Here is an 11,898-nt window from a genome sequence, read left to right as displayed (position 1 = left end):
TGTGGAAAAGCTGTAAGTTTGGAAATATAAACTGGAAATAATCCTCGTTTTTTTCCAGTTTGCGAATAAAAAGGACTTTCCCATTTGAAGAACAAAAAAACGGGCACATTCATGCCCGTTTTATGCCAGCTCTGTCCACTCTTCCATCAATTCATCGAGTTTCTCTTTGGCGGCTTCGATTTTACTGTTGATTTCTCCAGCTTTTTCGTGATCCTGGAAGAATTCGGGATCACAAAGCAATTCTTCATATTCTGCTACCTCTGTTTCCAGCTTGTCGATGAGCGATTCTACTTCTTCCATGCGGCGTTTACGCTGTCGTTCGAGTTTTTTGGCTTCTTTGTCCTGCTGGTAGGATGTCTTATCCTGCTTTGAGTTATCCACAGCACTTCCTGATGCTTTAGCGGACTGCTCGGCCAGCGCCTTAAGCTCTTCCTGCTCAAGCTTTTTCTCGACATAGTAATCGTAATCGCCAAGGTATTCAGTTGAGCCGCCCCGGTCTAGTTCGAGTACCTTTGTCGCGATCCTGTTGATAAAATAACGGTCATGTGAGACAAACAGGATGGTGCCTGGATAATCTATCAGCGCATTCTCGAGGACTTCCTTGCTATCCAGGTCGAGATGGTTTGTAGGCTCGTCCAAAATTAAGAAGTTAGAGTTTTGCAGCATAAGCTTGGCAAGTGCCAGACGAGCTTTTTCGCCCCCGCTTAGGGTAGAAACGATTTTTAGGACATCGTCACCTGAAAAAAGAAAATTACCCAAAACGGTGCGAATATCTTTTTCCGATATAAGAGGGTATTCGTCCCAGAGTTCGTTCAATACCTTTTTATTCGAGCTTAGTTCTGCCTGTTCCTGATCATAGTAACCGATCGAAACATTAGAACCGTATTGAATATTGCCGGTAATCGAAGGCAGTTTTTCAACGATTGTCTTTAATAAGGTCGACTTGCCGACACCGTTTGGCCCAACGAGTGCTGTGCTGTCGCCACGCGAAAGGTTGAACGAGATATTTTCAGATACGACTTCATTCTGATAGCCGACAGCAAGCGTATGCACCTTCAGGACATCATTACCGCTCTGGCGTTCAATCTGGAAGCTGAACGATGCGGATTTTTCATCACCCATAGGCCTGTCCATCCGGTCGATTTTTTCAAGCTGCTTCCGCCGGCTCTGGGCACGCTTGGTTGTTGATGCCCTGGCAAGGTTCCGCTGGATAAAATCCTGCAGCTTGTTGATCTCATCCTGCTGCTTCTCAAACAGTTTCAGATCACGTTCGTAATTCGCGGCTTTCTGCTCTAAATATGAGCTGTAATTGCAGGGAACTTCGTCAACTGATGGCGGGAGATTTCGTATACCTGGTTCACGACCTTATCCAGGAAGTAACGGTCGTGTGAAACAATCAGGATGGCACCGTCGTAACCCTGCAAATACTGCTCAAGCCACGATAGCGTGTCTATATCAAGGTGGTTCGTTGGTTCATCGAGAATCAAAATATCCGGACGGGTCAATAATAGCTTCGCCAACGCGAGTCTAGTTTTCTGTCCCCCGCTTAAAGTGGATATTTTTGTGGAATAATCAAAGGAATGGAAGTTCAGGCCATGAAGGACGGAACGGATATCTGCTTCATATTGGTAGCCGCCTTTTTCCTTGAACTGGACCTGCAGCAGGTCATATTCCTTCATGATTCTTTCGTATTCAGTCTCATTCGACAGGATGGCAGGATCCGACATCTTTTCTTCCAGCCGGCGCAAGTCTTTTTCCATGCTGTGCAGATGGCCAAAAACGGCTAGCATTTCATCCCAGATGCTTTTTTCGGATTCAAGCCCGGTATTTTGCGCGAGATAGCCGATCAACGTCCCCTTTGGACGGATGATCTCGCCGCCGTCATGAGATTCGTACCCGGCGATGATTTTCAGCAGTTGATTTTCCTGCCCCGTTCCGGCCGACAAGCGCTACTCGGTCATTGGTCTGTATTTCAAACTTGATATTCGATAAAATAAGATCAGCAGCAAAATATTTTGATAGCTGATTAACCTGTAATAAAATCATTTTTTTCACCTCTATTGCCTTAGAGATAGTGTAACTCATTAATATTGGCACGGCAATATGTGCGAACTGCAATAGGTGATAAGGTAAATTGAAAACCACCAATGGATTTGTGAACATAGAAACAAAGTTCACACACAAGTTTTATAAAATAGTGTATTATTTGGTAGAAAGGAGCTTTAACATGTCAGAATTTACGCATTTTAATGAAGAAGGCAGAGCGAAGATGGTCGATGTGAGTGAAAAGCCGGAGACGGTCCGTACGGCTTTCGCCCATTCAAGCATAACCGTGAACGAAGATATATATAGCAGAATCACTGAAAATAAAATGAAAAAAGGGGATGTACTTGCTGTCGCGCAGGTAGCAGGCATCATGGCGGCGAAAAAGACATCTGAAATCATCGATGTGCCACCCCATTCCATTGACAGGCATTGATCTTTCGTTCGATTGGGAGCAAAATGGTAATGAGTATACTTTAAATATCGCCGCATCTGTAAAAACAAAAGGGAATACAGGTGTAGAAATGGAAGCGTTAACAGCAGCTTCAGCATGTGCGCTGACTGTTTATGATATGTGCAAGGCCGTTGATAAGGGCATGGTGATCGGCAAGACGTATCTGGTCGAAAAAACCGGCGGTAAAAACGGTGATTTTAAAAGAGAAGAAAAGTTGAGATAGAAATAACGGACAGGGTGGAGGATGGAGAATGACGAATGATGCTACGAAGATTCCGCAGGCAACCGCCAAACGCTTGCCACTGTATTACCGGTTCTTATTGAACTTGCATTCTTCTGGTAAGCAAAGGGTGTCATCCGCGGAATTAAGTGAAGCAGTTAAGGTGGATTCAGCGACAATTCGAAGGGATTTTTCCTACTTTGGAGCATTAGGTAAAAAGGGGTACGGCTACAATGTGAATTACCTGCTGACGTTTTTCAGAAAGACATTGGACCAGGATGAACTGACGAAAGTTGCCTGATCGGTGTCGGAAACCTGGGAACAGCGTTAATGAACTACAATTTTTCAAAGAATAATAATACGAAAATCGAGATAGCTTTCGATGTTGACACAGGCAAGGTCGGCACGAAAATCGGCGAAGTCCCAATATATCACATGGATGACCTAGACAAGGTAGTGGTCGAGGAAGGAATCCAGGTGGCTATCCTGACTGTTCCTTCAGCAGTAGCACAGCCGATAACAGACCGATTGGTGCAGGCGAATATCAAGGGAATCCTGAACTTCACGCCGGCGAGGCTGAATGTGCCGCCGTCCATAAGGATCCATCACATTGATTTGGCGATTGAACTGCAGTCATTGATTTACTTTTTAAAACATTATCCAACAGATTCTGGAACAACTGAATCGGCAGAAAAATAGCTCCTTGCCGAAGGAGCTATTTTTTCTGTACATTCTTCAATTTGAAATGGAACATGATCATCCTGATGCCGGACCCGAAGTCGAACGTGGCAAGGGCTACAAGCAAATAACTAAAAAATCCCCAGCCTGTATCGTTTACATTCTGGATGGCGAAATAGGTGAATAAGCTGCCTAACAAGATGTAGACAATGCCTGAAAATAAAGGCGATTGCTTCATAACTTAAAGTCCCCCAATAAAGCTTTGAATTTTCTCTGCTTCTTTTATCATTCTCTCAATGTCTTCCCTAAATACGGATTGAAGCAGGACAACCATTGTATTCATTGTAACGTGGGCGATGATCGGCACGATGATCCGCTTTGTTTTTACATAAAGGAAGGCAAAGGTGAAGCCCATTGCTGAGTAAAGGATCACATGCTCCGGCTCCATATGGGCAAGCGCAAAGATGACAGAGCTGATCAGCGCCGAAAAGAAGAAATTCATTTTCTTATGCAGGCTGCCGAATATGATTTTACGGAAGACGATTTCTTCTAATATAGGTCCGATAATTGAGCTGACCAAAATAACGACCGGGAACATTTCAATCAGCTTAATGATTTCCTGTGTATTCTCCGAGCCCAATTCAATACCAAGCATGTTTTCAATGCTAGCCGCGATTGATTGTGCGAACAGAGCAAGGAATACACCTGCGAAAGCCCAGGCTGCTGAACTTGCCGGTGATGAAGCATCACGCAGGTCAGTCTCTGTCCTGGGTTCTTTCCTTAGAAGCAGCAGCACGATAACAAGTGTCAGTGAAAAGCTGATTACGAGCCAGTATGGAATCGAGAGCGTCTCCATTTCCTTAAGGCTTTTTCCCATTGCAGTTCCGATAAAGGCAACAATCGGAATGCCGATCAAGCTTGAGAGCTGCATGATGATATAGGCAATAATGACGTACCAGTATTCCTTTTTCAATATGTTAATCTCCTTCTATTCGGATCGGTATATGTGTATGTCATGAAAGCTATTATAAGAATGCTATCTATCCATTTTACTAGTAATCATCAGGAAAGTTCAAATATCAGGACGCACCGAGAATGTTTTGGTTAAGTTTCCTGTGAACTGGCATACTCTTCAAGGTGGTCTTTTGTGGCCAGGATGCCTGCAAAATAGCGAAATGTAGTACTTGCTGTCGAAGGAAAAGAGATGAGATTATTCTGCTGAATTTTATAAAAAAAATTAGGCTTCAGGCTTGCAAAAAAAATAGAGATTCATTATTATATAAATTGTGTTAGCACTCTATTGAGGCGAGTGCTAATAAAAAAATCTACATATAATTTGAGGAGGTTGTTTCACTTGATCAAGCCACTAGGAGATCGCATTATTATCGAGCTTGTTGGGTCTGAAGAAAAAACTGCAAGCGGTATCGTTTTACCCGACACAGCGAAAGAAAAACCTCAAGAAGGTAAAGTCGTAGCTATTGGAACTGGCCGAGTTCTTGAAAGCGGCGAGCGCGTTGCTCTTGAAGTTGCAGTCGGAGACCGCATTATCTTCTCAAAATACGCAGGCACAGAAGTAAAGTACCAGGGCACTGAGTATCTGATCCTACGTGAAAACGACATTCTAGCAGTTGTAGAATAATCACTGCGATTATAGACAGAACGTTAAAATATTAATAATCTGAGGAGGTCTTTTTACAATGGCTAAAGAAATTAAGTTCAGTGAAGAAGCACGCCGCGCGATGCTTCGCGGGGTTGATTCTCTTGCAAATGCAGTAAAAGTAACTCTTGGACCAAAGGGACGCAACGTGTTCTTGAGAAGAAATTCGGTTCACCACTTATCACTAATGATGGTGTGACGATCGCGAAAGAAATCGAACTTGAAGATGCATTCGAAAACATGGGTGCTAAGCTTGTTGCTGAAGTAGCTAGCAAGACGAACGACGTTGCGGGTGACGGTACAACTACTGCAACAGTTCTTGCTCAAGCGATGATCCGCGAAGGTCTTAAGAACGTAACTGCCGGCGCTAACCCAATGGGCATCCGCAAAGGTATGGAAAAGGCTGTTGCTACGGCTGTGGAAGAGTTAAGGGCCATTTCCAAGCCAATCGAAGGAAAAGCTTCTATCGCACAAGTTGCAGCTATCTCTGCTGCTGACGAAGAAGTAGGCCAATTGATTGCAGAAGCGATGGAACGCGTTGGCAACGACGGCGTTATCACAATTGAAGAATCTAAAGGCTTCACTACAGAATTGGACGTTGTTGAAGGTATGCAGTTCGACCGCGGATATGCGTCTCCTTACATGGTAACTGATTCTGACAAGATGGAAGCAGTTCTAGAAAACCCATATATCCTGATCACAGACAAGAAGATCGGCAATATCCAGGAAATCCTTCCTGTCCTTGAGCAGGTTGTACAGCAAGGCAAGCCATTATTGATCGTTGCTGAAGATGTTGAAGGTGAAGCACTTGCTACATTAGTAGTCAACAAACTTCGCGGAACATTCAACGCAGTAGCTGTTAAGGCTCCTGGCTTCGGTGACCGCCGTAAGGCTATGCTTGAAGACATCGCTGCATTGACTGGCGGTGAAGTGATCACTGAAGAGCTTGGCCGTGACCTTAAGTCTGCTACAATCACATCACTTGGACGCGCTTCTAAAGTTGTTGTTACAAAAGAAAACACAACAGTTGTTGAAGGTGCTGGAGACAGCGCTGCAATCGAAAGCCGCGTAAACCAGATCCGTGTTCAAATGGAAGAAACAACTTCTGAATTTGACCGTGAAAAGCTACAAGAGCGCCTTGCTAAGCTAGCTGGCGGCGTTGCAGTCATCAAGGTTGGTGCTGCTACTGAAACTGAATTGAAAGAACGCAAGCTTCGCATTGAAGATGCCCTTAACTCAACTCGCGCTGCAGTTGAAGAAGGAATCGTATCAGGCGGTGGCGTAGCGCTTCTTAATGTATACAACAAAGTGGCTGGAATCCAGGCTGAAGGCGACGAAGCTACTGGCGTGAACATCGTCCTTCGTGCTATGGAAGAACCAGTTCGCCAAATCGCTCACAACGCTGGTCTTGAAGGATCAGTCATTGTTGAGCGCCTGAAGCGCGAAGAAGTCGGCACAGGCTTCAACGCTGCAACTGGCGAGTGGGTAAACATGATCGAATCCGGTATTGTGGACCCAACTAAAGTTACTCGTTATGCACTACAAAACGCTGCATCCGTATCTGCAATGTTCCTGACTACTGAAGCAGTAGTTGCAGACCTTCCAGAAGAAAAAGGCGCTGGAATGCCTGACATGAGTGGAATGGGCGGAATGGGCGGCATGATGTAATAACGCCCTGAAACCCTTGTAATGAGTAGGTTTTTGAGTGAGATGAGAGTAAAATGATAATATGATGTGAATTGAGGGTGTCCAAAAAAGTTTTAACTTTTAGGCACCCTCTTTACTTATGGACTGCTATATCAATTAAGTAACAAAAGAGGCGACTCTCTGTCGTTTTTATTCAACCTTTTGAGAAGCCTCTTTTTCACTCAATTTGTAAGTAAATATAAACCTTATATAGCTGAATTGCTAATGGAAGTCTTAGAAGTCTTAGAACTTTGTCACATTTTAAATTTATATTTGTATTGGTATAATACAGAAGTAGTTTAATTAAAAACCTTTTAATAACGAAGTAGGAGGAAAAAGTGTGGTTCAAATAATTACTGATAGTTCTGCTGATTTACCAAAAGATATTATTGAGAAATATTTTATTCATGTTGTACTTATCTGTCCGAATAGGGGAACAAGAATACTTAGAGGGTGTTAGTTTAACACCTCATGAATTCTTCCAAAAGATGTTTTCTACTAATGAACTTCCAAAAACATCTCAGCCTTCCCCTTCCGATTTTGCTGATTTATTCACTAAGTTAGCGAAAATGGAGATGAAATGCTTTGCTTTACTATTTCATCTGGCCTTAGTGGTACTTATCAAGCAGCTTGCCTTGGAAAAGAGATTTCTAATACTAATGTAACGGTATTTGATACTTTAGGCGGCTCATTAGGGCACGGTTTACAAATTTTAAAAGCTGTGGAACTTGCTAGTCAAGGTTGGAGATTAGAAGACATTATTCAGGAGCTTGAAAAAATTAGAGACAAAATGAATATTTTAATCTTATTAGATACCATTGAAAATGTGGTGAAAGGTGGAAGGTTAAGTAAGTTTCAAGGATCTGTCGCTAAAATTCTAAATATAAAAGTTATATTAGAAGGAGTGAATGGGAAGATAGAGGTCCTTGAAAAAATCCGTGGAAACAAAAGGTTTTTTAAAAGGGCATTAGATATCCTTGGAGAACGTAAAACAGACTTTTCAGAAACTGTTATTGGTATTACACACACAGGCAATTTCGAAGATGTAGAATTTTTAAAGACTGAAATACAGAAACGATATGATCCTCAAGAAATAATAGTGAATTATATGGGGGCTACAATGGGTACCTACGCAGGAAAAGGAGGTATTATAGTCTCGTTTTATTAGAAATTAAAATTTATCCTCAAATCTGATGAAGACTTATCAAATAAGAGGCTGAAAAGTCGTCAACACATATATTTAAAGTAAATAAATTTTAGTAAGAGTAGAAAGTAAGATGAAAGTGGTTTATAACCATAGAAGGTTTTTAAGTCTAAGCTTCTCGTAAGTTAATCAAATTTGTAGTAAGTTTCTTTATTTCTTACAAGTCACTGCTGGTTGACTGGATAACGAACACTATTATAACCAGGGGTTAAAGTACTAGTTGAAAGTAATATCTTCACACTGCCAAATGAAAATATTACTTCATTTAAGTACTTTGAATTCTAAAGCAAGTGTTAGTTGGAACAAGACTTCATTAGTTATAGCGAAAGGAAAAATATTCAAATTATTAATCAGCGACGCATCAGTCATGGTTAATGAGTGTAAGAGGCTCTTTGCCCGATTTTAAATCAGCCATAGCCTTTTCAAATTCCTTTTCAGTAACCTCTATAGTCTTGTGGTCTAAGTGGATGTAAAAAAGCAAGGAGTCCCCAGCGGTATGCATACTGATTCCTCTAATCAATAGTTCTTTCAAAATATCACTCCTAACAGCAAATGCTAAAAGTTTATGTGTAATGCTTATTTATGAATATAAAAAGGTGTTATTTACTACTAGTGACGGACTTTATAGTTCCACTTCCCTGGCAATGGAAGCAAGCTTCTTTGATATTCGGGAATTTAACCAAAAGATAACCTTTACCGGAACAACTTGGGCATTCTTTATTCATTATGGATCACCTCCTTGTTAATCCTGTGACTCGAGAATTAAAGGACATGCTTTAAGATCTTTTCTATGAATAAATTCTACGATGGCGGAGTCCATTCTTTTGATCTCACAGTAACCTGTTGGATAGACATATAAAACCTTATAAGCAGCATTATTGTAAAAAATGATATCGTCAGCTTTAACCAAAAGCACAACCCCTTTAAGTGGATAATATTATGCAGGAACAAGTTAGTATCTAAAAATACGTTGAATTTTCTTACCTTCCCCTTGGCATATCTTGCATCTCTTCTTTAGTCCAAGAAACTTGATGAAAGGAACCTTTCCATCGCCTTTGCATTCTTCACAAATGAGTTTGATAGCCATAAACTCCTCCTTCGTTTAAACTAATTTTCTAATTAAATTGGAAGTCCATTTCCTCAGAAATGATATTTAACTGAATAAACATTTGGCGTATTTGTTCGTCGGCAAATATTTTATCAAATAAGCAAGAAATTATGTTGTTTTGGTTTGCTTCGTCCAGATTACCGACCTTCACCAACCAGGTTTGTTGTGTATGTTTGGCGAACTGTAGCGAATAGATCTTATCCTCTAAAGGGACGACAATTCGCAGATCCTCCGGTGACAAACACTTAACGAAGATTTCTTCCAGTTCCATCACTCCCATATCAATGGGTTGTTTTATGCAAATTACTGGTTTCTATAACTTCATTTTGTATTTTTAAACCCGGGTGAATGTGTAGAGTTAAACAGGTACTCATTTTTTCAAAGATTCTTATTTAGTACAAACAGCTATTCCAAGCGGATATTTAACGCCTGGATATGGTGGCTCGATTAATACTCCTTTTTGGTAGTACATCTTAACTTCTTTGTATTCCGGAAATAACCCATTAAACTCATCAATTGTCAATTGATGAACATGGAATGGCGAACCACATGGTTTTCCTCTTCCTTTTCCGAAAGGTGTAGACAGGACCAATGTCCCACCGGGTTTTAGCATATTATAAAGATTGGAAAGAAATTGCCTTTCATCTTCTAAATGTTCTAGTGTTTCAAAGGAAATGATGGCATCAAACATGCCTAATTTTTGGGGAAGCAGGGGATCCGTTGCATCTTCACAGCGATAATCAACCAGGGGATGGTTGTATCGTTTGTGAGCATAATCAATTGTAACGGGATCAACATCGACGGCGATTAATTCATCGATTCGTTTCTTGCCATACTTAGCAAGCATCTGCGAACCATAGCCGGAACCGCACGCTAAATCTAGGACTCTTCCACGTATATGGTAGGAACTGAATTGATAACGCGCTAAGTGTTCAAGTAATAAAGCATTGGCTGGTTTCATAAGGTCGGGGATGACTCTCTCCCCAGTGTATTCTAACAAATCTAATCTCTCCTTCTTTCCTCCTTGCTTATTTCAAAATACCGACGAACACTCCAAGTATAACAAAGTTTCAATCGTTTTGTAGTCATAGCCCATCCGGTTTGTAACAAGTGAAAACAAAAATGACATATTTCGCTATCTTCATAGTTAAAACGTGATATTGGACGAATTCGAGAGGGAACGAGATAAACAACCGCTTACATGTTGGTTTGCCACTTTTTCCAGATGTGTTATTATTGCCTTGTTTTCAACGGACCAGACTTTGATGAGAGTTCAAAGTCACTAAAAAAACAAATTAATAAGGAGTGTTTATTTGGGTATTAATACAATTAAAGAGCAATGGTTCGGAAATCTAAAGGGAGAGGTCCTTGCGGGCATAGTAGTGGCTCTTGCTTGATTCCTGAAGCGATTGCATTTTCTATAATAGCGGGAGTTGACCCGATGGTAGGTTTGTATGCTTCCTTTTGCATTGCAGTAGTGATCGCGTTCATTGGTGGCAGACCTGGAATGATTTCTGGTGCAACAGGAGCAATGGCTTTATTGATGGTCACTTTAATAGCCGACCACGGGGTACAGTATTTATTTGCTGTCACAATTTTAACAGGTGTCATTCAAATCCTCTTCGGTGTATTTAAATTAGCCAGATTTATGAAGTTTATCCCGCGTTCGGTTATGATTGGCTTTGTAAACGCACTGGCAATCCTTATTATTATTGCTCAGTTAGAGCAATTTACGGGGGCAGGATGGCAAATGTATGCCTTTGTAGCAGGTACTTTGGCAATTATTTATCTTTTTCCGCGAATCAATAAATCAATTCCATCCCCGCTAATTGCTGTAATTATTATTACTGTCATTGCTATATTCACAAAAAGTGATGTGAAGGCGGTAGGTGATATGGGAGAATTGACTGCTGCATTGCCATCTTTCTTCATCCCGAATGTTCCTTTTAATATGGAAACATTGAGCATTATCTTTCCATACGCACTAGCTCTTGCGGTAGTCGGCATTCTTGAATCCCTGCTTACAGCATCAATTGTCGATGATATGACTGATTCAGCTAGTGATAAGAACAAGGAAAGCCGAGGCCAGGGTATTGCAAACATCATAACTGGATTCTTTGGAGGCATGGCTGGTTGTGCGATGATTGGTCAATCCGTAATCAATGTCAAGTCCGGCGGAAAAGGAAGACTTTCTTCTTTAGTGGCTGGCATTGTCTTATTGTTCTTGATCATTGTACTAGGCAAAATCGTTATTCAAATCCCTATGGCAGCTTTAGTAGGTGTCATGATCATGGTCGCCATCGGTACATTTGATTGGAGTTCGATAAAAGGTGTCACAAAAGCTCCGATTACTGATTCAATTGTAATGGTTGTAACAGTTGTTACTGTTGTGGCAACTCATGACCTTTCAAAAGGGGTATTTGCCGGGATTATCCTTAGTGCAATTTTCTTTGTAGCAAAGATATCAAAAGTTCAGGTTGAGTCTTTGGTGAAAGGCGATAAGAAAATCTATACAGTTAAAGGCCAGGTTTTCTTTGCTTCTGTTGATGAGCTGATTGATGCGATTGATTTCAATGAAGATGTAAAAGAGGTTGAAATTGACTTCACCCAAGCTCATGTTTGGGATGACTCAGCAGTAGCGGCCATTGATAAGATTGTCTTAAAATTACGGGCAACGGGCGTGGTCGTTCGCCTGGTTGGCTTAAATGAAGCAAGTATGAACCTAGTTAAAAAACTGGCAGTTCACAGAAAACCGGGAGCAAAACTTTCCGGCCACTAAGCTAAAAGCTAAAAGATAAACCCTAAACCCTAAACCCAAGATTGTCTATATGACGAACTTGGGTTTTTA

General features: G+C 41.2%; 6 protein-coding genes and 6 pseudogenes. 6 read left to right on the top strand and 6 right to left on the bottom strand.

The genetic code is table 11. The features are described 5' to 3' along the window. Nucleotides 1–120 precede the first annotated feature (120 nt). Nucleotides 121–2,046 (bottom strand): annotated as a pseudogene (locus JCM21738_RS18740) (ABC-F family ATP-binding cassette domain-containing protein). Between the two features lie 181 nt (nucleotides 2,047–2,227). On the opposite strand from JCM21738_RS18740, the pseudogene moaC reads away from it, so the two are divergent. Continuing rightward, nucleotides 2,228–2,720: pseudogene (gene moaC, locus JCM21738_RS18735) on the top strand (cyclic pyranopterin monophosphate synthase MoaC). Nucleotides 2,721–2,748: 28 nt separating this feature from the next. Next, nucleotides 2,749–3,416 (top strand): annotated as a pseudogene (locus tag JCM21738_RS18730) (redox-sensing transcriptional repressor Rex). Between the two features lie 16 nt (nucleotides 3,417–3,432). On the opposite strand, the gene JCM21738_RS18725 reads toward JCM21738_RS18730, so the two are convergent. Together JCM21738_RS18725 and JCM21738_RS18720 are read right to left on the bottom strand one after the other, a co-directional pair. Next, nucleotides 3,433–3,633, bottom strand: coding sequence for a YdiK family protein (locus JCM21738_RS18725; protein ID WP_023626307.1), 201 nt, complete (start codon nucleotides 3,631–3,633; stop codon nucleotides 3,433–3,435). A gap of 3 nt (nucleotides 3,634–3,636) precedes the next feature. Further along, entirely contained in the window at nucleotides 3,637–4,368 is a 732-nt protein-coding gene (locus JCM21738_RS18720) for a CPBP family intramembrane glutamic endopeptidase (RefSeq protein ID WP_023626306.1), read from the bottom strand. Nucleotides 4,369–4,749: 381 nt separating this feature from the next. On the opposite strand from JCM21738_RS18720, the gene groES reads away from it, so the two are divergent. The 3 genes and pseudogenes from groES (at nucleotide 4,750) to JCM21738_RS18705 (ending at nucleotide 7,906) form a co-directional block, all read left to right on the top strand. Next, nucleotides 4,750–5,034 (top strand): co-chaperone GroES, encoded by a 285-nt coding sequence (groES, locus tag JCM21738_RS18715; RefSeq protein ID WP_023626305.1) that lies wholly within the window; start codon nucleotides 4,750–4,752, stop codon nucleotides 5,032–5,034. Between the two features lie 58 nt (nucleotides 5,035–5,092). Then, nucleotides 5,093–6,720, top strand: a pseudogene (groL, locus tag JCM21738_RS18710) (chaperonin GroEL). A 425-nt stretch (nucleotides 6,721–7,145) separates the two neighbouring features. Further along, nucleotides 7,146–7,906 (top strand): annotated as a pseudogene (locus JCM21738_RS18705) (DegV family protein). A gap of 397 nt (nucleotides 7,907–8,303) precedes the next feature. Here JCM21738_RS18705 and JCM21738_RS24510 read toward each other — a convergent pair. The 3 genes from JCM21738_RS24510 to JCM21738_RS18695 form a co-directional block, all read right to left on the bottom strand. Next, a complete protein-coding gene (locus tag JCM21738_RS24510) occupies nucleotides 8,304–8,474 on the bottom strand; it encodes a hypothetical protein (RefSeq protein WP_023626302.1) in 171 nt (56 codons plus the stop codon). A gap of 583 nt (nucleotides 8,475–9,057) precedes the next feature. Continuing rightward, entirely contained in the window at nucleotides 9,058–9,321 is a 264-nt protein-coding gene (locus JCM21738_RS18700; RefSeq protein WP_023626299.1) for a hypothetical protein, read from the bottom strand. Between the two features lie 117 nt (nucleotides 9,322–9,438). Further along, nucleotides 9,439–10,050, bottom strand: a complete 612-nt coding sequence (locus JCM21738_RS18695; RefSeq protein ID WP_023626298.1) for a class I SAM-dependent methyltransferase — start codon at nucleotides 10,048–10,050, stop codon at nucleotides 9,439–9,441. Nucleotides 10,051–10,363: 313 nt separating this feature from the next. Between JCM21738_RS18695 and JCM21738_RS18690 the strand changes: the two are divergent. Beyond that, nucleotides 10,364–11,829 (top strand): annotated as a pseudogene (locus tag JCM21738_RS18690) (SulP family inorganic anion transporter). Nucleotides 11,830–11,898 lie beyond the last annotated feature (69 nt).

Source organism: Mesobacillus boroniphilus JCM 21738, assembly GCF_000517385.1.
Classification (GTDB): domain Bacteria; phylum Bacillota; class Bacilli; order Bacillales; family Cytobacillaceae; genus Mesobacillus; species Mesobacillus boroniphilus.
The sequence above is the reverse complement of the archived record's forward strand: the minus strand, read 5'-3'. Positions and strand labels throughout refer to the sequence as shown.